Genomic DNA, 19700 nt, shown 5'->3' on the forward strand with positions numbered 1-19700 from the left:
TCCCACCGGCGCTGACGCGTCCGCCCAGGTCGGCCACATCACCTCCGGTACCGCTCTACGATTTGGTCTGTGGACTTTCCGGAGCTGGCCGCCCGCACCCGCCGGTTCAGCCACGGCGCGCCGCGCGCTGTCTCCGTGGCCGACGACGGCTCCCGGGTGATCTTCCTGCGCTCGGCCGGCCCGGAAGATCCGGCGGACGCGCTCTGGCTGCTGGACGTGGCCACCGCCGAGGAGCGCCTGGTCGCCGACCCGACGACCCTGCTGGGCGAGGGCGGAGACGTGCGGTCCCTCTCCCCCGGCGAACGCGCGCTGCGTGAGCGGTTGCGGCTCAGCGCCGCCGGCATCGGCTCGTACGCGCTGGACGCCGCCGGTCGGATCGCGGTGTTCGCGCTGGCCGGGCGGTTGTTCCGGGCGGATCTGGTGCACGGCGACGTGGTGGAGGTGGCCACCGTCGGCCCGGTGCTGGACCCCCGTCCGGACCCGACCGGGCAGCGGTTGGCGTACGTGACCGACGCGGGCGAGGGTGTGCGCCGGGGCGAGCTGCGGGTGATCGAGGCGGACGGCACGGACACCCTGCTGGCCGGCGAGGACGCCGGGGTGAGCTGGGGGTTGGCCGAGCACATCGCGGCGGAGGAGTTCGGCCGGTTCCGGGGCTACTGGTGGGCGCCGGACGGCCGCTCGGTGCTCGCCGCCCGGGTCGACGAGTCCCGCCTGGACCGCTGGCACCTGCACGACCCGGCCGAGCCGGCCAGCGCGCCGACCGCCGTGGCGTACCCCCGGGCCGGCGGGCCGAACGCGGAGGTCAGCCTGCACCTGCTGGACCTCGACGACGGCTGGGTCGACGTGCACTGGGACCGGGAGACCTACCCGTACCTGACAGCGGTCAGCTGGGTCGAGGGCAGCCCACTGATCACCGTGTTGCGCCGCTCGCAGCAGCACGGGCTGGTGCTCGCGGTGGACCCCCGGACGGGTGAGACCCAGGTGCACGCGGAGCTTGCCGATCCACGCTGGGTCGAGCCGATCACCGGCACCCCGGCGCACCTGCCGGACGGCCGGGTGCTCGTCGGCGGCGAGTTGGCACACGACGGGTACGACGCGCGGTGCCTGTTCGCGGACGGCACCCTGCTCACTCCACCGTCGCTGTACGTGCGGCGGGTCGTGGGTCGGCTGCCGGCCAGTTCCGGCCCGGCCGACCTGCTTGTCGAGGCCAGCGACGGTGAGCCGAGCGAGCGGCACCTGTTCCGGGTCCGCACCACCATCGGCGGTGGGGTGGACGCGCGCCGGATCACCACCGACTCGGGTTGGCACATCGCCGCAGTGGGCGGTGACGTGCTGGCCGTCGGGGTCGCGTCACTGGACCACGCCGGCGTGCGGTGGACGGTGCGTCGCGGCGACCAGGAGCTCGCCGAGTTGCGGTCGCTGGCCGCCACCCCTCCGTATTCTCCGCTGCCGTTGCTGGAACGGGTGACCGATCGGCGGCTGCCGGCGGCGGTGCTCTACCCGGACAACCACGTGACGGGCCGGCGGCTGCCGGTGCTGCTGGACATCTACGGCGGGCCGGGGCACCAGGAGGTCGTGGCGGCACGGGCGGCCTGGTTGGAACGGCAGTGGTGGGCAGATGCCGGGTTCGCGGTGGTCACCATCGACAACCGGGGTACGCCGGGAGTGGCCCCCTCGTTCGAGAAGGCGATCCACCGGCGGATGGCCGACGTGACACTGACCGACCAGATCGACGCCCTGACCGCGCTCGCCGGGAAGCACCCCGACCTGGACATGGGGCGGGTGGGGGTGCGTGGCTGGTCGTTCGGCGGGTGGCTGGCCGGGTTGGCGGTGCTGCGCCACCCGGAGCTGTTCCGGTGCGGGATCGCGGGCGCGCCGGTGACCGACTGGACGCTGTACGACACCGCGTACACCGAGCGTTATCTGGGGTTGCCCGAGGACGGCATGGACGTCTACGCGCACCACTCGCTCGTCGAGTTGGCCGCCGAGCCGGTCACCAGCCCCGACCAGGCCCGCCCGTTGCTTCTGGTGCACGGCCTGGCCGACGACAACGTGGTGGCCGCGCACACGCTCCGGCTCTCCGCGGCCCTGCTGAGCACCGGCCGTCCGCACGCCGTCCTGCCGTTGACCGGAGCCACCCACATGGCCGCGAACGGCACCGCCGAGCGACTGCTTCCCCTGGAACTCGACTTTCTCCGTACCCATCTGTTGTAAGCGGAATTCGACAACTTCGGCAGATGCCGAATTCTGCGCCCGCGTCAGCGCCCTTCTCGATCAGGGCTATCAGCTGCACGGGTCACCGGCGCTGACCTTCAACGGCGAAGGCGTCATCGCCGCTCAGGCGTTGGTGCTGCCGCGCTCCGCCGGCTCCGAGGCGGCAAAGGGCAGCGCCAGGTAGACGGGGTACGGATAACCGCACCCGTACCGTTCGGGCCACCCTGATGTCCGGATCGCCACCGCCGCCGAGGCTGGATCGCATGGACAACGTTGTGGAACTAGACGGGGTGACCCGCGGCTACGGCTCGCGCCGCCGGCCGGTCGCCGCCCTTCGCGGCGTCTCACTCGAGGTGCCGGCCGGCACGTTCGTGGCGGTGATGGGCGCGACCGGGTCGGGCAAGAGCACACTGCTGCAGTGCGCGGCCGGGCTGGACCGGCCGACGTCGGGTCGGGTCCGGTTGGTCGGCCGGGACGTCACGCGGATGCGCGAGGGCGCGCTGACCCGGCTGCGCCGCGACCGGGTGGGTTTCGTCTTCCAGTCGTACAACCTGCTGTCGGAACTGACGGTGCGGCAGAACGTGCTGCTACCCCGCCGACTGGGTGGTCCGCGCCCGCGTCCGCTCGACGAGGTGCTGGCCGAGGTCGGGCTGTCCGGGTTGGCTGGCCGGTCGGTCGGCGAGTTGTCCGGTGGCCAGCGCCAGCGGGTCGCCATTGCCCGTGCGCTGGCCGGCCGTCCCGCCGTGGTGTTCGCGGACGAGCCGACCGGGGCGTTGGATCCGGCTACCGGTGCGCAGGTGCTTCAGCTGTTTCGCGGCGGGGTGGACCGGGCCGGGGTGACGGTGGTGATGGTCACCCATGACCCGATGGCAGCGGCCTGGAGCGACAGGCTCATCCTGCTGCGCGACGGCGAGGTGGTGGCGGACGGCCCGACGCCCGACGCGACACGCATCGCGGAGCGACTGCGCGCCACCGTGCGGGACCCGGCGGTGGCCCGGTGAGCGCGGGGCTGACCCGGCAGGCGCTGCGCAAGCAGCCGTGGGCCTTCGCCGGACCGTTCGTCACGCAGTGCCTGGCCGCCGCGCTGGTGTCCGGAGCGCTGGGCGCCAACTCCTCGATGTCCGGCGCGCGGCTCGACCCGGCCGCCCGGCAGGCGCTGACCGAGAGCTCGCTCCCCGAGATGGCGGTGCTGTTCGTGGTGGTGTCGGTGTACCTGACCGCGTTGATCGTTGGGTTGACCATGACCTCGTCGATCGCCCGGCAGGGCCGGGACATCGCGCTGGTGCGGGCGGTCGGCGCCACTCCCGGGCAGGTACGCCGCGCGGTGGCGGCCCAGGCCGCCGCGGTGGCGGTGCCGGCGACAGTGCTCGGGGTGCCGCTCGGTGCCCTGCTCGCCCGCGCCTGGTTGGCGGGGCTCACCGGGCACGGGGCGATCCCACCCGGCGTGACGTTCCACCCTTCGGCTGCGGCACTGCCCGCCGCGCTGGGCATCACCGTCGGGGCGTCGCTGGTCGGTGCGCTGGTCGCCGCGGTACGCCCGGCGCGGGTACGCCCCGCCGCCGCGCTGACCGAGACGGCCGTTCCGCGACGCCGGGTCAGCTTCGTGCGTACCGCGATCGGAGCGGTGCTCGTGGCTGGCGGCGTGGTGCTGTCGCTAATCGTCGCCAGCGGCGACCCGGCGAAGGCTGGCGAGTCGAGCTTTTTCACGATGCTGGCGATGTGCGTGGGGGCCGGCTTCCTCGGTCCGGTCCTGCTGCGGCTGGCCGCCCCGCTGGCGCGACTGTTCAGGGGCACCGGGGCGCTGGCCGCCGACAACCTCGCGGTGCGGTCCACGGCGCTGTCCGGCGCCCTGGTGCCGCTGGTCCTCGCGATCGCGTTCGCCACGGTGAAGGTGGTCACGCACACCACGTCCGTGCACGTGCGCGGCGTGCCCGACCCACCGGCGCAGGTGTGGACGGAGTACTCCGGGACCGCCGTCTACGTCGCCTTCGCCGCTGTCGCGGCGGTGAACACGCTGGTGACGGTGCTGCTGGCCCGGCGTCGGGAGCTCGCGGTGACCCGGCTGGTCGGCGCGAGCAGGACGCGGGCGCTCGCCGTGATCGTCTGCGAGGCACTGATGGTGACAGTGACCGCGTTGGCGGTGGGTACGGTGGTCGCGATGGTCACCGTGGTGCCGATGCTGCACGGCATGCTGGGTACGTGGACGCCGTACCTGCCCACCGGGCAGCTGATCGGCGGCCTGGCCGCGGTGATCGGCCTGGTCCTGCTGGGCACCGTGGTGCCGGCGCTTGTCGCGATGCGCCGCCCCGCGGTGCAGTCGCTGGCGGTGGACCCGTGAGATCGGTCGTCGGCAGAGTCCTGCGCGCGCCGGTGGCCGCCCGCACCTGGAGCGAGGTCGGATACACGGTCACCGGCACCGTACTGGCGGTGCCGACGTTCGCGATGGCGCTGCTGGGGCTGGTGTTCTCGGTGCTGTCGCTGCTGACGATCGGGCTGCCGCTGCTGACCGGTGTGCTGCTGCTGGCCCGGCTGACAGTTCGGTACTTCCGGGGGCCGGCCCGGCTGTTCCTCGGCTGGAGTTGGCCGGACCCGCCGCCCCTGCGCCGGCGTGGGCCGGGGCCGGTGCGCTGGGCCGGCGCGGTGCTTACCGACGCCAGCGGTTGGAAGGCCCTCGCGTACTGCTTCGCCCGGCTGCCGCTGATGGCCGCGGCCGCCTACCTCGGCGGGGTCCTCATCGCCGGAGGGCTGCTCGGGGTCACGTATCCCGTGTGGATGCACCGGTTTCCCCAAGATCCGCCGTGGGGCGGCCCCTGGGGTCTGGCCGCGCAGGGGTTGACCGCGCTGCTGGTGTTCCCGTGGTACTTCCGGCTCATCGTGTGGCTGGACCGGCGGTTGGTGGGGGCGCTGCTGGAGCCGGGCCCGGAGCGGGCCCGGATAGCGGCGCTGGAGGCCAGCCGTGCCGCGCTGCGGGCGGACGCGGCAGCGCTGCTGCGGCGGGTGGAGCGGGACCTGCACGACGGTACGCAGGCCCGGCTGGTCGCGCTGGGCGTGGCGCTGTCGCGCATCGAGCGGCGGGCCGACGAGCCGGAGTTGCGGACGATGGTGGGGCAGGCCCGGGGCGCGGTGGTGGAGGCGCTCACCGAGCTGCGGGACATCGTGCGGGGCATTCACCCACCCGCGCTGGACGCCGGCCTGGGCACCGCGATCGAGACCCTGGCCGCGCGCGGCGCGGTGCCCGTCGACGTGCGGGTGGACCTGCCCGAGCGGCCACCGCCGGACCTGGAGTCGGCGCTCTACTTCAGCGCCGCCGAACTGCTCACCAACGTGGCGAAGCACGCGCGGGCCAGCCGAATCGGGCTGGACCTTCGCGCGCGGGGTGGCGCGCTGCGCCTGACCGTCACCGACGACGGGCGCGGCGGGGCGAGGCCGGGAAGCAAGGGTACGGGTCTGGCCGGGCTCATCCGGCGGGCCGAGTCGCTCGACGGCGCGCTGTGGGTGGACAGCCCCACGGGTGGGCCGACGACCATCACCGTGGAGTTGCCGTGCGAGTAGTGATCGCCGAGGACAATCCGCTACTGCGCGACGGGATCAGGTTGCTGTTGACCGATCACGGATTCACCGTCGTGTCGGCTGTGGACAACGGTGACGACCTGCGGGCGGCGGTCAGTGAGCACCGGCCCGAAGCGGCGGTGGTCGACGTGCGGATGCCACCGACCTTCACCGACGAAGGCCTACGGGCGGCATTGGCGATCCGGGCGGCGCACCCGGACGTCGGCGTGCTCGTCTTCTCGCAGTGGGTGGAGACCCGGTACGCGCGGCAACTGATCGCCGAGCACCCCGGCCGGGTCGGGTACCTGTTGAAGGACCGCATCGTCAGCACCGACGACTTCGTCGACGCGCTGCGCAGGGTGGCCGCCGGCGGGACAGCACTGGACCCGGAGGTGGTGCGGCAGTTGCTGGCGGCGCCGGCGGTGGACGCGGGCGTCGCCCGCCTCAGCGAGCGGGAACGAGAGGTCCTGGGGATGTTGGCCGAGGGCCGCTCCAACAACGCCATCTGCGAGTCGCTCCACCTCGCCCCGCGCAGCGTGGAGAAGCATGTGACAGCCATCTTCACCAAGCTGGACCTACCCCAGGCACGGACCGACCACCGGCGAGTGCTCGCCGTGCTGCGCTACCTGAACGCGGCGCGCTGAGCTGCCCCGCGACCAGCCCACTTCACAACGCTCCACGAGGTGTTCCCGGCCCGGCGGCGGATCGTACGGTTCGGGCCAGTAGTCGATGACCTTGTCAACCAGCCCGTGTGCGGTCGGCGTCGTATGCCTTCAGGGGCGGGCGTCGAATTGGGTTCTGGCTTCGAAGACGCGGTCCATGTGTGTCTCCGCCCAGTTCTTGATCGCGATCATGACCGGGAACAGTTCATGGCCGAGCGGAGTGAGCTCGTAGTCGACGCGGACCGGTACCGAGGCGGTGACCGTGCGGGTGACAAGGCCGTCGCGCTCCAGCGTCCGCAGGGTCTGGGTGAGCATCTTCTGGCTGACGCCGGCGATGCGGCGGGCCAGCTCGCCGTGCCGCTGCGGGCCGTCGACGAGCGCGGGGATCACCAGGGCAACCCACTTGTCGGTGAGCCTGCTCAGCAGCTCACGGGTCGGGCAGCCCTCCAGGAACGCGTCGTAGTCGCGTTTGGCCTGCTCGCGGCGTTGCGCCGCAGATGTCGTCGCCATCGGTTCCTCCTCCGGTGCCCTAGGCACTTTACGGTACCTACTTACTTACAGTGCCGATGATTCGTACGGTCGTGGTGATCACGCAATGCCACGAAGGAGACGACGATGCGCGCAGTCAGTTATGCGCAGTTCGGAGGGTCGGAGGTCCTGCGGGTGGCCGACGTGCCGGTGCCCGAGCCCGGGCCCGGGCAGGTGCGGGTGCGGGTCGCGGCGTCAGCCGTCCATCCGGTCGACCTGATGGTCCGCTCCGGTCGGTTCCCGGCCCCGTTGCCGACCGGCCTGCCCTACACGCCCGGCTGGGACGTTGCCGGCAGCGTCGACGCGGTCGGCCCGTCGGTCGAGGAGTTCACGATCGGCGACGAGGTCATCGGCTTCTCGCCGTGGCTGCGAACCACTGTCGGCGCCCACGCGGAGTACGTGGTCCTCGACGCCGCCTGGCTGACCTCCGCGCCCACCGGCGTCCCCGCCACCGAGGCGGCGACCCTGCCGACCAATGGCCTCGCCGCCGCCCAGGCCCTCGACCTGCTCGCGCTCCCGGCGGGTTCGACAGTGCTCGTCACCGGCGCTGCCGGGCAGGTCGGCGGGTTCGTTCTGGCGCTGGCCCGGGCGAGCGGTCTGCACGCCACGGGACTCGCCGGGGCCGACGACCGTGAGTTCGTCGAGTCGCTGGGCGCGGCGTTCCTGTCGCGCGACGATCCGACGGGGACGTTCGACGCGGTCGTCGACCTGGCGGTGATCGGCTCCTCGCTGCTGGACCTCGTCCGGGACGGCGGCGGCTTCGTGGCCGCGTCACCCCCGCTTCGCCCGGAGCCGGTGCGGGGAATCCGGACCTTCGCGCTGGAGGTGGAACCGGACGGATCCCGGCTGGGAGAGTTGGTCAAACTCGTCACCACCGGCGACATCCCGCTCCGGGTCGCTGACGTGTACCCCTTCGCCGACGTGGCGGCCGCCCACGACCGGCTGGCACAGGGCGGCGTGCGCGGCGGCGTGGTGATCGTCCCCTGATCCGCGGCGGAAGCTCGGCAGTCGCGCTCCACGGCGAGCCTGCCGAGCGCCACGGGCTCGCATCCCAAGCAATGCCCACCCGACGCTCGACCAACCAGCGTCGCGGTGGCCTGGTCAGCCGCGTCGGGAGTCAGGGACGGGTCAGGGACCTCAGCTTGTCGCTGATGTGGATTTGAAAGGTGGTCTGCATGTCTGTGTACGGGGTGAGTGAGACCCAGCCCACCGGTCCACCCCTCGTGTCGTAGCGGGAGCCGTCCGCGACCAACTGGCAGGGCAGGTCGCCCTTCTCCAGGTCGGCGAGGAACACGTCAGCCCGAACAATGTCCCGGCCCTCGGCGTCGGGGAAGCTGAAGGTCGTCACGCGGTACAGCAGGACGTAGCGCTTGTGCAGCCCGACGTCGAGGATTTTCCGGAGCCTCTGGACGGGGTCCTTCTCGGCCCCGAGGTAGGGCTCGTAGCCGTACTGGCTGGTCACCGTGAATTCGTTGGTGCCGAGTGGTCCCTGCGGGCCGGTAATCCACAAGCCGCGGACGAGCCAGCCCGGCGGCACGGCGAACCTGTTCAGGGTCGACTCTGGGTTGTCCACTATCTGCTCCGGCGCTCCGGCCTCGGTCGTCGCCACGATGTCGACGTTTCCGCCCTTGTCCGGGCTGTTGTAGCTGTCCAGGACCTTGTTGGTGTGGTCGAACCAGATGAACTCCGGCCGCGGGTCCAGCGTCCGGGCACACGATGCCTTGCCAACGCCCGTCTCGGGCACCTTCGCTGCCGCCGCGGTGAGTGCCGCGCGCCGCTGCTCGAAGCGGGGCTGGTACTCCTTGAGCACCTCCTTCATCGAGCTGTCGGTCTTCATCGACCTGTCGACCCGCTCCGGATCGCTCTGCCCGTCCGCGTCGCAGCCGGTGAACAGCAGCGCGGCCAGGACTGCCACCGTGCCCAGCACGATGCCCTTCAATTTGTCGCAACCCATCCAAGTCCCCAAGACGCCGTCGTGCCCTCCCCAGTGTGCCCGCTCGATGACTTCGTCGGTGAGCCTGCCGCGCGCGGTCACGGCCACTACGTGCGCCAGTGATGCTGTTCGCCCGCAACAGGACCCGGGCCGCGTTGGCGCGGTCGTTCACCAGGAGGTAGGCGCGCGCCGAGTCGATCAGGTGCGCGGCGCGGTCCCCCGCCGGGCAAGGCAGACGGCGTAGCCGGGAGCTGCTAGCACCATGCCGGCGGGGGGCCCTAACGTGCCTTCGATCGAGCTACGGCGTGCCGTACATATTTTGGATGGTCACGCGCGGCGTGTGGGACAGCGGTCAGCTCTTGGGGCTGGCGCCGAAACGGTTCCCGTCGGGCGTGCCGTCCAACAGGAAGAACACCAGCAGGACGATGCCGCCCACGACCGGCACCAGGCCGATCAGCACCCACCACCCCGACCGGTCGGTGTCGTGCAGGCGTCGCACCGCGACCGCCAACGTCGGCAGCAGAAACACCAGGTAGACGATCAAGCCGATGAACCCGGTCGACGAGGCCTCCCCGAAGGTCAATCCCAGCGCGCTGTCCAGGATGGCGGCGACAATGGCGACCAGGATGCTGAACAGGGCGAACCACCAGTACTCGGACCGGCGGGCCCGACCCCGGAAGCCGACGTATTGGCTAAACACAGACTTAATTGCGGCAATAAAGGACATCACTAGCTCCGGTCATTCGAGGGGTTTCAAGGTCATCGCGGGCAGCAAAACAGATCGATTCGGCGGGGTCAACAGCCGATCAGCCGAGGCGTAGTGGCCGCGGCGCCCACAAGAGACACAACCGCATTCGCCGAAGAGCGCGCCTGCGGCAAGACCAATACAATTCATCGCCGGAATAGGACGATTCGCCAACTCGTCAACGGGCGGCGCGCGTCTTCAGCGGCTGATCGACAGACCGAAAACGCTGTCCCCGTGATGGCAAACCCGGCCGGCGACGTCAGCGGAGCTGCCACTGAGCAGATGCGTCAGCGGAGCGGGAGGTTGGAGCCGGATGGACGGCTGTCGACGTACAGGCCGCCGAGGGTTTCGGCGAGTCGGGCCGCGAACGCCGCGTCGGCGAGCGCGACTTCCGCGATCAGCGCGGTCGTAGCCGCGGACAGCGCACGGGTCAGTTCTGTCTCGTCAAGCGTACGAACCAGGGTGGTGTGCAGCGGTGCGGTCACCTCTGGCGGAAGCAGGTGGGCCCCTTTCGCGTAGCTTGTGGGGTGACCGAGGCGCAGGCAGGCCAGGGCGAGCACCTGGCCGCGTAGGGCGCTGATCCACTGCTCGGCCTGCCACAGACGGTGCCGACGGATGCAGACCCACGCGTGCAGGGCGTGGTGCCACCCCAACCCGATCAGGGTCTGCCGAGCGGGGGGTTGATCTTCATTCGCCGCCGTGGGCTGACCGAAGATCGTGCGCCACTGCGGTCCGCGCGGTCCGAACTCCGCAGCCGGCGTGAACCCGATGTCCACTTCGAGCATGTGGGGAAGCAGGAACACCCGATACACCGCCGAGCCGGACGGCAGGTCCCAGTGATGGACGGCGGCGAAGTCCCGGTAGAGCAGTTCCGTCCAGCGGTGCATCGCCGCATCCAGCGAACCTTCGATACCGAACACCAGGTCGATGTCCGACCATTGGTCGCCGCCGTCGACGGCGTGGGATCCGGTGACGGCCGCCCCAACGACGGCGGGGTCACGTTCGGCTAGTCCGAGCAACTGCTCCCGGACCGAGTCACGCCTGCCGACGGAGAACACCGCGCCACCGTATCGCCTCCTGGCGGGTCTCCCCGCACGGAGACCGACGGCGGCCAGCGGTGCGCACGCCACTCGCTCCAGGTCGCGAATCCGGCCGGTGGCTCGTCGATGGGTTCGGTGCCGTCGAGTTCGAAGTAGCGCAACTCCACCGTCGCGCCGAGGTCTGCTGCTGCCTGTCGCAGGGCGGAGCGCTCGTCCCGGCTCCAGAGGCCGTAGTCGATTACGACATTGGTGCCGAGTTCGAGAGCACGCAGCCCGATGGCGATCAGCCGTCCTTCGATCACGTCCTGCGCCGACGGCGGATTCTCGGACCCGTAGAGCCCTTCACCCACTCGTCCTTCGTCAGCCGAAGGGCATTGCACTCGACCTTGATACGCCGAGCAGCGGTGGTCTTCCCGGTGCACGGCAGCCCGACGGTCAGGAACAGCTTCGCTCGACGTGCCCCAGGCCGCTTCTCACCCACCACACCCGCAATCTTGGACAGTTTCCGTTAGCGCGGCACGGAAAGTGTCCAAGATCTACGACTGGGAGCGCCTCGCCGAGGACGACCGGCCGGGCAACCACCGCCGGAGACGGCAGGGCCCCCTCCCGACGACGCTGTCGGGAGGGGGCCCTGCCTGCCTGCGATACGACCTACGACTTGACGTACGCGTTCACGAACGCCGGGTAGCCGAAGACGCTGGAGATGAAGACGCCGCCGGCCTTGGACCCGTGCACGTTGTAGGCCACGTCGACGAAGAGCGGCACCACCGGGGCGTACTCCTTCATGATCCGCTCGTCGAGCTTGGCCCACTCCGGGCCCTGGTCGGCGGCGGGCATGGCCTGGATGCGGTCCATCTCGGCGTTGATCGCCGGGTCGTTGAAGTAGGACTGGTTGCTGTTGCCCTCGGCCTTGATGGTGCGGCCGTCGTAGAGCACGGGCAGGATCGACGCCCCGCTCGGCCAGTCCGCCGCCCAGTTACCGATGTACAGGTCCCAGGGGTTGTCCTTCTTCTTGATCTCGTCGAGCTTCGCGTCGTCGGAGATGTTCCGCAGCGTGATCTTGAAGCCGGCGCGCTCCAGGTTGGCCTTGAGCTGTGCGCCCTGCTGCTGCTCGGTCGAGTTGTCGGCGACACCGAGGACCAGCTCGGGCGTCTTGCCGCCGAGCAGTTCCTTGGCCTTGTCGACGTTGCCGTTGGCGCCCGCCGGGTACGCGTCGTACGCCTTGTAGCCGATGGTGGCCGCCGGCATCAGGGTGGTCAGCGGCGCGGCGACGGTCTGCCCGCCCATCGCCTTGATGAAGCCCTCGCGGTCGATGGCGTAGTTGAGTGCCTGGCGGACCTTCAGGTCGGTGACCCGCTGGTTGTTGATCACGAGCTGGTTCGCGCTCGGGGTCGGCGAGAGGATCGTCCGGGACTTGAGCGCGGCGTCCCCGGCCACCTTGGCGACCAGCGAGGCGGGCACGGTGTTGAAGGCGAGCGCGCTCTGGTCGGCGCCGTTGTCGGCGATCACCCGGTTGTTTGCGGCGTCCGCGGTCGGGCCGAAGCTCCAGACGAACTGGTCCGGGTACTGGTGCCGGACCGGGTCGGTCTTCGGGTCCCAGTTGGGGTTGCGGTCCAGGGTGAGCTGCACGCCGACCTGGTTCTTGGCGACCTTGTACGGGCCGGACGAAAACGGCTGCTTGTCCAGGTCGACGCCGGTGTCCTTGTCGGCGGGCAGCGGCGCGGTGGTCGGCAGCGAGACCGCGAACGGCAGGTCACAACGGGGCTTGGCGAACTCGAAGCGCAGCGTCTTCGCGTCCGGCGTGCTCAGGCCGGGCGGCAGCGACGTCTTGTTCTTCTTGAAGTCCCACTTGGTGTCGAACTGCGGGGTGTCGGCAAGCCACTCCTGGATGTAGGTGGGCCCGCCGGAGAGGTCCGGGTCGAAGGACCGGGCGATGCCGTACGCGATCTCCTTGGCGGTGATCGGCCGGCCGTCCTCGAACTTCACCCCGTCCTTGACTGTGAATTCCCAGACCTTGCAGTCGTTGTTGACGTTCTTGCCCGGCGTCTCGGCCAGGTCGCCCACGAGGACCAGGCCGCCCTTGCCGTCGTCCTTCCAGGTGGTCAGGTAGCGGGCGAAGAGCGGGTTGGTCATCAGACCGGCGAACGAGTACGTCCGCTGCGGGTCCAGGTGGGAGATCGGCGACTCCCGGATGATGGTGAAGGTGCCGCCCTTCGCGGCGCCGCTCACCTCGGCGGCCGGCCCCTGCGAGTCCTTGGGGTCGGTCGCGATGACACCGGTCTGCTGCCGGTTGGTGTCCACGGTGGTGCCCTCGCCCGTGTTCTTCGAGCACGCACCCAATGCCACCACCAGAGCGATCGCGCCGCCTGCGGCAGCCACCACGCGTGGTCTCATGAAGCCTCCTTCACCCATGTGCCGTGCGTTTCGTCGGGGCGAGAACCGCCGACGTCCCGAGGATCGTAAAGAAGAAAAACTACAAGTTGTGTAACAGTTGTCGATAAATTTCGCCAGCAGCCACGCGCTGGACAGGGCCCGGATCAGCGCAGCCGGACCCGGGGGTCGATGGCCGCGTAGAGCAGGTCCACAAGCACATTCGCCAGCACCACGAAGACGGCAGCGATCAGCACGGTGGCCATGATGGTGGGCAGGTCGCCCGAGCGCACCGCGTCCACCGCCGTACGCCCCAACCCCTGGATGCCGAACGTCGTCTCGGTGATCACGGTGCCACCCAGCGCCCCGCCCACGTCCAGCCCCGCGATGGTCACCACCGGGGTGATCGCCGCGCGCAGCGCGTGCCGCCCGTACACAGTGCGTTTGGCCAGGCCCTTGGCCCGCGCGGTCCGGACGAAGTCCTCGGAGAGGGTCTCCAACATCTGCGCGCGGGACAGCCGGGCGTAGATGGCCGAGAAGAGGAAGGCCAGCGCCACCCAGGCGAGCACCAGCCCACTTGCCCACTTCGCCGGGTTGTCGAGGAGGGAGGTGTAACTGGGCACCGGCAGCAGCCGCAGGTTGTAGACGAAGACCAGCAGCAGCACCGCGCCCACGAAGTAGAGCTGCAACGAGGCGCCGGTCAGCGAGAAACCGATGGCGGCCCGGTCCAGCCAGGTGCCCCGCCGCAGCGCGGACACCATGCCCAGCCCCACCCCCAGCAGCAGCCAGAGGATGGCCGCCGGGATCACGATGCTTAGCGTCACCGGCAGCACCCGGCCGATGGTGTCCGAGACGGCCTCGTTTGTGACGTACGACCAGCCCAGGCAGGGCGCGTCGCACCGGCCACCCTGGGCGCTGCCCAGGTCCCGGCCGGTCACGATGCCCTTCATGTAACCGGCGTACTGGCTGACCAGCGGGTCGTTCAGGCCCAGGTCGTCGCGGACCCGTTCCAGCCGCTCCGGGTTGCAGTTCTTCGAGCAGATGCTGCTGACCGGGTCGCGCGGCAGGGCGAAGAACATCAGGAAGGTCAGCACGCTCACCGCGAACAGGGTCAGCGTCGCGGAGAAGAGCCGCTTGATCAGAAATCGCGCCATGATTCCACCCCTACCGGGACGACTTCGGATCGAGCGCGTCCCGCAACGCGTCGCCGAAAAGGTTGAAGGCGAACACCAGCGCGAAGATCATGATGCCCGGGAAGAACACGTACGCCGGGTCGGTCTGGAGGTAGTCCAGACTGTCGTAGATCATTCGGCCGAAGCTCGGCGTCTCGTCACTGAGCCCGACGCCGATGAACGAGAGCGCGGCCTCGCTGGTGATGAACTGCGGCACCGCCAGGGAGAACGAGACGAGGATCGGCGCCCAGATGTTCGGCAGCAGTTGCCGGAAGAGCATGTGCCCCAACCCGGCTCCGCTGGCCTTGGCCGCCTCCACGAACTCCCGCTCGCGCAGCGCGATCACCTGCCCCCGCACCAGGCGGGCGGTGCTCGTCCAGCCGAAGAGGGCGAAGACGGCGATCAGCACCCCCACCCCGAAGGCGGACGACACCTGCCCCCGCTCGCCGTAGAAGCGCAGCGTGATGGCGGGGGTGAGCGCCAGCGCGATGATCAGGAAGGGCATGGCCAGGGTCAGATCGGTGATCCAGTTGATCACGGCGTCGAGCCAGCCGCCGAGGTAGCCGGCGAGCGTGCCGAGCACGACACCGATCGTCGCGGTGATCAGCGCGGCGGCGAGAGCGATGAACAGCGACGTGCGCAACCCGTAGATCAGCCGGATGAAGATGTCCCGGCCCAGGCCCGGCTCCAGACCGAACCAGTGCCCTCCGGTGACACCGCCGGCGTACCCGAGCGGCATGCCGGAGCCGTCCAGCAGATGCTGGAACTGCTCCCGCGGACCGACGCCATAGGCCATCTCGATCAGCGGGGCCGCCAGCCCCAGCAGCATGAAGAAGATCAGCAGCCCGCCGCTGACCACTGCCGTCCGGTCCCGGCGCAGCCGCAGCCAGGCGAGCTGGCCGGGTGAGCGGCCGACGACACCCTTCGTCGCCGGCCCGCCCGCGTCCGGGCTGGACTCGATCTCGGCCAGCGCCACACCCTCCACCGGGGACAGGCTCACGACGACACCTCCTCGATGTTCGTGGCGGCCCCGCGCGACGCCGCCCCGGCCACCGGCACACCGGGCTCCACAGTGCGGCCGGTGTCTGCGGTTTCCGGGCTCGTGCTGGCCGCTTCCCCTTCGGGGAAGTGACACGCGGTGAACTGCCGGCCGCCGTCGCGTGGCACCAGCGCGGGCTCCTCGCTCGCGCAGATGTCCTGCGCCTTCCCGCACCGGGTGCGGAAGCGGCAGCCCGACGGCGGGTCCAGCGGGGTGGGCACGTCACCGGTCAGCCGGATCCGGCCCGCCGGCCCGAGCTGGGTGACGTCCGGGATCGCCGAGAGCAGCGCCCGGGTGTACGGGTGCTGCGGACGCTCGTAGATGTCGGCGCGGTCGCCGATCTCCACGATCCGGCCCAGGTACATGACCGCCACCCGCTGGCAGAAGTGCCGGACCACGGCCAGGTCGTGCGCGATGAACACGAAGGCCAGGCCCAGCTCCCGTTGCAGGTCACGCAGCAGGTTGACGACCTGCGCCTGGATCGAGACGTCCAGCGCGCTCACCGGCTCGTCGGCGACGATCAGCTTGGGCCGCAACGCCAACGCGCGGGCGATGCCGATGCGCTGGCGCTGACCACCGGAGAACTCGTGCGGGTACCTGTTGTAGTGCTCCGGGTTCAACCCGACAAGCTCCAGCAACTCCTGCACCCGGGCCTTGATCCCACCGGGCGGATTGATCCCGTTGACCTGCAACGGCATCGCCACGATCCGGCCGACGGTGTGCCGGGGGTTCAACGAGGCGTACGGGTCCTGGAAGATGATCTGAAGCTCCTGGCGCAGCGGGCGCAACTCCCGCCGGCCGGCGTGGGTGATGTCCCGCCCGGCGAACTCGATGCTGCCGCTTGTCGGCTCCAACAACCGCACCAGCATCCGGCCGGTGGTGGTCTTGCCGCAGCCCGACTCCCCCACCAGGCCGAGCGTCTCGCCGGGGCGCACGTCGAAGTCGAGCCCGTCCACCGCCCGCACCAGGCCGGTGGCGCGCAGCCCCTGGCGTACCGGGAAGTGCTTGGTCAGCCCGCGTACCCGCAGCAGCGGTTCGTCGGTCATCGGGCCACCCCCACGGATGCGATGTCCTCGGCGTAGAACGTGGCGCGCTCCTCGGCGCTCAGGTGGCAGGCGACCAGGTGGCCGTCGGCCCCGGCCGCTCGCAGTTCCGGCACCTCGCTGCGGGACCGGCTGCCGACGCGGTCCGCGTACCGGCAGCGGGGGTGGAACGCGCAGCCGGGCGGCAGGTTGATCAGGCTGGGCGGGTTGCCGGGGATCGGCACCAGGTCCGCGTCCGCGTCGCCGTGCAGCGACGGCACGCTGGAGAGCAACCCCCAGGTGTACGGATGCTGCGGCGCCCGGAGCACCTGCTCGACGCTGCCCCGCTCGACGGCGCGCCCGCCGTACATGACGAGCACGTCGTCGGCGACCTGCCCGACCACGCCGAGATCGTGGGTGATCAGGATGATCGCGGAGTGGAACTCGGCCTGGAGGTCGGCGAGCAGGTCCAGGATCTGCGCCTGCACCGTGACGTCGAGCGCGGTGGTCGGCTCGTCGGCGATCAGCAGCGCCGGGTCGTTGACCAGGGACATCGCGATCATCACCCGCTGGCGCATGCCGCCGGAGAACTCGTGCGGGTACTGGTCGAAACGGCGGGCCGGCTGCGGGATGCCGACCCGGTCCAGCATGTCCACCGCCCGCTGGCGGGCCGCACGCCGGTTGGCCTTCGGGTGGTGCACCCGGTACGCCTCGGCGATCTGCCGGCCCACCGTGTAGTAGGGGTGCAGCGCCGACAGGGGATCCTGGAAGATCATCGCCATGTCCCGGCCGCGCAGCCGGCGTACCTCCTCGTCGGGGAGGCCGACCACCTGGCGGCCACCGACGGAGATCTCCCCGGTGATGGTGGTCCGTCTGGGGTCGTGCAGGCCGAGGATGGCCAGCGAGGTGACGCTCTTGCCGGAGCCGGACTCGCCGACGATGCCGAGGGTGCGGCCCCGCTCGACGGCGAACGACACCCCGTCGACCGCGCGCACCACGCCGTCCTCGGTGTCGAACCGGACCCGCAGGTCACGCACCCGCAGGTAGGCGTCCTGGTCGGAGCGTTGCGGCGGCACGGTGGGGCGGTCGTCCGGTTCCCCGGACCGCACCGGTTCCGAGCTGTCCACGGCCACCTCCCTCAGTGACGAAGAGAACTTACAGGAAAGTCCTGAGGGTGAAAATAAGCTACAAAGCCGGCATGTGTCAGCGGGCCCGAGCGTAACGAGTCCGCATCGGCCCCGCACTCCCCCTCACCTCGCCATCCACACCCGTTCACGCCGAAGCCGCACCTCAGGTGCGACCATGGCAAGAGCGGCCAGCAGAGGATGCCAGTGGCACGAGGTGGAGGTGACGATGACCGCGGCGGTGTTCAACCACGAAGGCCCGTGGACCGAAGAGGAGTACCTCGCCCTCGGCGAGACGCAGCAACGCGTCGAACTCTTCGACGGGAGCCTCCACGTGACCCCAGCGCCCACCCCCCGACACCAGAACATCTCCGGCGAACTGCGCGCGGCCCTACGGGCTCCGGCTCGCGAGGCCGGTCTGCACGTGCTGGAAGCGGTGAACGTCCGACTCAGGCCCGGTCGGATCCCCATCCCCGACCTCGTGATCACCGGTCCGATCGACTTCGACGAACGCAACGTCGAGGCAGGTGACGTACGGCTGGTTTGCGAAATCATTTCGCCGAGCAACGCGTCCACCGACAAGGTGCTCAAGATGCACTACTACGCCTCGGCCGGGATCGAGTGGTACCTGCTGGTGGAGCAGGCGAATGGCACGCTGCACCTTTATCGGCGGCAGGGCAGCCACTACATCGAGCAGTCCGTGACCAGGCCGGGAGACCTGCTCGTGCTCACCGAGCCGGTCAAGGCCGCCATCCGGCCGGAGGAACTGCTTCCCTGACGGGTGTCGGTCGGCTGGCCTAGGGTCGGTCCATGACCGAGTTCGACGCGGCCACCGCCGCCGTCCAGGCCGCCCTCGACGCGGGCGCCCGGTACGCCGACGCCCGGGTGATGCACCGCCGCTACGAGTCGATGACCGCGCGCAACGGCGACGTGGAGGAGTTGACCCAGGACGAGAGCATCGGGCTCGGTGTCCGGGCACTTGTCGGTGCGAGTTGGGGCTTCCACGCCGTACCCGATCTCTCCGACGCCGCCGCCCGCGACGCCGGCCGGCGCGCGACGCGGACCGCCATGGCCAGCGCGCGGGTCCCCGGCCCGGCGGTCGACCTGGTTCCGGCGCAGGCGGTCACCGCGAGCTGGGCCTCCGGCTGCGAGATCGACCCGCTCGGGGTGGCCCTGTCGGACAAGGGCGACCTGCTTGTCGGCGCGACCCGCACGATGGCCGAACACGGCGCGGACCTGGCCGAGGGCCTGTACCAGATCTGGGACACCGCGAAGTGGTTCGTCTCCAGCGAGGGCCACCGGATCGACCAGCGGATCCGCGAGTGCGGCGGCGGCATCTCCGCCACCTCGATCGGTGCCGGTGAGACGCAGCGCCGGTCCTGGCCGAGCTACCGCGGGCAGTACGGGACCACCGGCTGGGAGCTTGTCGAGTCGCTCGACCTGGCCGCGCACGCCGCACAGATCGCGGAGGAGTCCCGGGCGCTGCTCACCGCGCCGCTCTGCCCGGCCGGCGAGACGGATCTGATCCTCGGCGGCGAGCAGTTGGCCCTCCAGATCCACGAGTCGGTCGGGCACGCCATCGAGCTGGACCGGATCCTCGGCTGGGAGGCCGCGTTCGCCGGCACGTCCTGGTTGGACCTGGCCCAGCTCGGTTCGCTGCGCTACGGCTCCGAGCTGATGAACATCACAATCGATCCGACCATCCCCGGCGCGCTGGGCAGCTTCGGTTTCGACGACGAGGGCTCCCCGGCGGTGAAGCGGGACGCGGTGCGCGACGGTCGCTGGGTGGGGGTGCTCGCCGGCCGGGACTCCGCCGCCATGGCCAGCCTGGACTACGGCGGCAGCGTACGAGCCGACGGGTGGGCCCGGCTGCCGATGGTGCGGATGACGAACGTCGGCCTGGAACCCGGCCCGCACACCCTGGAGGAGATCATCGCGGCGACCGACGACGGCGTGCTGATGGACCTCAACCGGTCCTGGTCGATCGACGACAAGCGGCTCAACTTCCAGTTCGGCTGCGAGGTCGGCTGGGAGATCAAGAAGGGTCGGCGGGGGCGGATGCTGCGCAATCCCACGTACACCGGGATCGGCCCGCTCTTCTGGCGCTCGATGGACATGCTCTCCGGCGAGACGGTCTCCTGGGGCACGCCGAACTGCGGAAAGGGCCAGCCCGGCCAGATCGGGCACACCGGCCACCCGGCCGCGCCGGCCCGCTTCCGCAACGTCCGGGTGGGAGTGTCCGCGTGAGCGCGAGGAGTGAGCCGGTTTTGCGAGCCCCGCAGTCGCGAACGAAAGGTGATCC

Annotated in this window: 20 protein-coding genes; 9 read left to right on the forward strand and 11 right to left on the reverse strand. The window is 70.5% G+C overall.

Translation table 11 applies throughout. The features are described 5' to 3' along the window. The first annotated feature begins 69 nt into the window (after nucleotides 1-69). The 6 genes from ACQPWW_RS29835 (at nucleotide 70) to ACQPWW_RS29860 (ending at nucleotide 6407) form a co-directional block, all read left to right on the forward strand. Entirely contained in the window at nucleotides 70-2214 is a 2145-nt protein-coding gene (locus tag ACQPWW_RS29835; RefSeq protein ID WP_433127116.1) for a prolyl oligopeptidase family serine peptidase, read from the forward strand. Further along, a complete protein-coding gene (locus ACQPWW_RS29840) occupies nucleotides 2204-2398 on the forward strand; it encodes a DUF1737 domain-containing protein (RefSeq protein WP_433134664.1) in 195 nt (64 codons plus the stop codon). The genes ACQPWW_RS29835 and ACQPWW_RS29840 overlap by 11 nt, the downstream gene beginning before the upstream one ends. Nucleotides 2399-2477: 79 nt before the next feature. Next, entirely contained in the window at nucleotides 2478-3215 is a 738-nt protein-coding gene (locus tag ACQPWW_RS29845) for an ABC transporter ATP-binding protein (RefSeq protein WP_433127119.1), read from the forward strand. Beyond that, complete coding sequence (locus ACQPWW_RS29850) at nucleotides 3212-4552, forward strand: FtsX-like permease family protein (protein ID WP_433127122.1); 1341 nt, start codon at nucleotides 3212-3214, stop codon at nucleotides 4550-4552. Before ACQPWW_RS29845 ends, ACQPWW_RS29850 begins: the two co-directional genes overlap by 4 nt. After that, nucleotides 4549-5766, forward strand: a complete 1218-nt coding sequence (locus ACQPWW_RS29855; protein WP_433127125.1) for a sensor histidine kinase — start codon at nucleotides 4549-4551, stop codon at nucleotides 5764-5766. The genes ACQPWW_RS29850 and ACQPWW_RS29855 overlap by 4 nt, the downstream gene beginning before the upstream one ends. After that, on the forward strand, nucleotides 5757-6407 hold the full coding sequence (locus tag ACQPWW_RS29860) for a response regulator transcription factor (protein WP_433127127.1): 651 nt from the start codon (nucleotides 5757-5759) through the stop codon (nucleotides 6405-6407). The genes ACQPWW_RS29855 and ACQPWW_RS29860 overlap by 10 nt, the downstream gene beginning before the upstream one ends. A gap of 129 nt (nucleotides 6408-6536) precedes the next feature. Here the strand turns inward: ACQPWW_RS29860 and ACQPWW_RS29865 are convergent, their stop codons facing one another. Further along, nucleotides 6537-6935, reverse strand: coding sequence for a winged helix-turn-helix transcriptional regulator (locus tag ACQPWW_RS29865; RefSeq protein ID WP_433127128.1), 399 nt, complete (start codon nucleotides 6933-6935; stop codon nucleotides 6537-6539). Nucleotides 6936-7040: 105 nt separating this feature from the next. On the opposite strand from ACQPWW_RS29865, the gene ACQPWW_RS29870 reads away from it, so the two are divergent. After that, the gene (locus tag ACQPWW_RS29870; RefSeq protein ID WP_433127129.1) at nucleotides 7041-7940 is read left to right on the forward strand and encodes an NADP-dependent oxidoreductase; all 900 of its coding nucleotides are present in this window, start codon (nucleotides 7041-7043) and stop codon (nucleotides 7938-7940) included. Between the two features lie 130 nt (nucleotides 7941-8070). On the opposite strand, the gene ACQPWW_RS29875 is transcribed toward ACQPWW_RS29870, so the two are convergent. The 10 genes from ACQPWW_RS29875 to ACQPWW_RS29920 form a co-directional block, all read right to left on the reverse strand. Next, the gene (locus ACQPWW_RS29875; protein WP_433127131.1) at nucleotides 8071-8907 is read right to left on the reverse strand and encodes a hypothetical protein; all 837 of its coding nucleotides are present in this window, start codon (nucleotides 8905-8907) and stop codon (nucleotides 8071-8073) included. 331 nt (nucleotides 8908-9238) lie between these two features. After that, nucleotides 9239-9613: a DUF805 domain-containing protein gene (locus ACQPWW_RS29880; protein ID WP_433127132.1), complete on the reverse strand. Its 375-nt coding sequence runs from the start codon at nucleotides 9611-9613 to the stop codon at nucleotides 9239-9241. Between the two features lie 305 nt (nucleotides 9614-9918). After that, on the reverse strand, nucleotides 9919-10689 hold the full coding sequence (locus ACQPWW_RS29885; RefSeq protein WP_433127133.1) for a hypothetical protein: 771 nt from the start codon (nucleotides 10687-10689) through the stop codon (nucleotides 9919-9921). After that, nucleotides 10638-11021, reverse strand: coding sequence for an AAA family ATPase (locus ACQPWW_RS29890; RefSeq protein WP_433127134.1), 384 nt, complete (start codon nucleotides 11019-11021; stop codon nucleotides 10638-10640). The genes ACQPWW_RS29885 and ACQPWW_RS29890 overlap by 52 nt, the downstream gene beginning before the upstream one ends. Beyond that, nucleotides 10970-11155, reverse strand: coding sequence for an AAA family ATPase (locus ACQPWW_RS29895; protein WP_433127136.1), 186 nt, complete (start codon nucleotides 11153-11155; stop codon nucleotides 10970-10972). Before ACQPWW_RS29895 ends, ACQPWW_RS29890 begins: the two co-directional genes overlap by 52 nt. 167 nt (nucleotides 11156-11322) lie before the next feature. Then, nucleotides 11323-13065 carry an ABC transporter substrate-binding protein gene (locus ACQPWW_RS29900; RefSeq protein WP_433127138.1) on the reverse strand — a complete coding sequence of 581 codons (1743 nt, stop codon included), beginning with the start codon at nucleotides 13063-13065 and terminating at the stop codon, nucleotides 11323-11325. Nucleotides 13066-13208: 143 nt separating this feature from the next. Next, complete coding sequence (locus ACQPWW_RS29905; protein ID WP_433127139.1) at nucleotides 13209-14195, reverse strand: ABC transporter permease; 987 nt, start codon at nucleotides 14193-14195, stop codon at nucleotides 13209-13211. 10 nt (nucleotides 14196-14205) lie between these two features. Then, nucleotides 14206-15213 carry an ABC transporter permease gene (locus ACQPWW_RS29910; RefSeq protein WP_433127141.1) on the reverse strand — a complete coding sequence of 336 codons (1008 nt, stop codon included), beginning with the start codon at nucleotides 15211-15213 and terminating at the stop codon, nucleotides 14206-14208. After that, nucleotides 15210-16298 (reverse strand): ABC transporter ATP-binding protein, encoded by a 1089-nt coding sequence (locus ACQPWW_RS29915; RefSeq protein WP_433127142.1) that lies wholly within the window; start codon nucleotides 16296-16298, stop codon nucleotides 15210-15212. The genes ACQPWW_RS29910 and ACQPWW_RS29915 overlap by 4 nt, the downstream gene beginning before the upstream one ends. Next, nucleotides 16295-17350 (reverse strand): ABC transporter ATP-binding protein, encoded by a 1056-nt coding sequence (locus tag ACQPWW_RS29920; protein WP_433134666.1) that lies wholly within the window; start codon nucleotides 17348-17350, stop codon nucleotides 16295-16297. The genes ACQPWW_RS29915 and ACQPWW_RS29920 overlap by 4 nt, the downstream gene beginning before the upstream one ends. Nucleotides 17351-17627: 277 nt before the next feature. On the opposite strand from ACQPWW_RS29920, the gene ACQPWW_RS29925 reads away from it, so the two are divergent. Both ACQPWW_RS29925 and ACQPWW_RS29930 read left to right on the forward strand, forming a co-directional pair. After that, on the forward strand, nucleotides 17628-18176 hold the full coding sequence (locus ACQPWW_RS29925) for a Uma2 family endonuclease (RefSeq protein ID WP_433134668.1): 549 nt from the start codon (nucleotides 17628-17630) through the stop codon (nucleotides 18174-18176). 32 nt (nucleotides 18177-18208) lie between these two features. Continuing rightward, nucleotides 18209-19645, forward strand: a complete 1437-nt coding sequence (locus ACQPWW_RS29930) for a TldD/PmbA family protein (protein WP_433127144.1) — start codon at nucleotides 18209-18211, stop codon at nucleotides 19643-19645. Nucleotides 19646-19700 lie beyond the last annotated feature (55 nt).

This window comes from Micromonospora sp. CA-240977, assembly GCF_050942285.1.
GTDB lineage: Bacteria > Actinomycetota > Actinomycetes > Mycobacteriales > Micromonosporaceae > Micromonospora.

Excerpts from the sequence above, each read along its gene's own strand:
- ACQPWW_RS29845 (WP_433127119.1), top strand. The coding sequence starts at position 2,478 with ATGGACAACGTTGTGGAACTAGACGGGGTGACCCGCGGCTACGGCTCG.
- ACQPWW_RS29865 (WP_433127128.1), bottom strand. The coding sequence starts at position 6,935 with ATGGCGACGACATCTGCGGCGCAACGCCGCGAGCAGGCCAAACGCGAC.
- ACQPWW_RS29870 (WP_433127129.1), top strand. The coding sequence starts at position 7,041 with ATGCGCGCAGTCAGTTATGCGCAGTTCGGAGGGTCGGAGGTCCTGCGG.
- ACQPWW_RS29875 (WP_433127131.1), bottom strand. The coding sequence starts at position 8,907 with ATGGGTTGCGACAAATTGAAGGGCATCGTGCTGGGCACGGTGGCAGTC.
- ACQPWW_RS29880 (WP_433127132.1), bottom strand. The coding sequence starts at position 9,613 with ATGTCCTTTATTGCCGCAATTAAGTCTGTGTTTAGCCAATACGTCGGC.
- ACQPWW_RS29900 (WP_433127138.1), bottom strand. The coding sequence starts at position 13,065 with ATGAGACCACGCGTGGTGGCTGCCGCAGGCGGCGCGATCGCTCTGGTG.
- ACQPWW_RS29905 (WP_433127139.1), bottom strand. The coding sequence starts at position 14,195 with ATGGCGCGATTTCTGATCAAGCGGCTCTTCTCCGCGACGCTGACCCTG.
- ACQPWW_RS29915 (WP_433127142.1), bottom strand. The coding sequence starts at position 16,298 with ATGACCGACGAACCGCTGCTGCGGGTACGCGGGCTGACCAAGCACTTC.
- ACQPWW_RS29925 (WP_433134668.1), top strand. The coding sequence starts at position 17,628 with ATGACCGCGGCGGTGTTCAACCACGAAGGCCCGTGGACCGAAGAGGAG.
- ACQPWW_RS29930 (WP_433127144.1), top strand. The coding sequence starts at position 18,209 with ATGACCGAGTTCGACGCGGCCACCGCCGCCGTCCAGGCCGCCCTCGAC.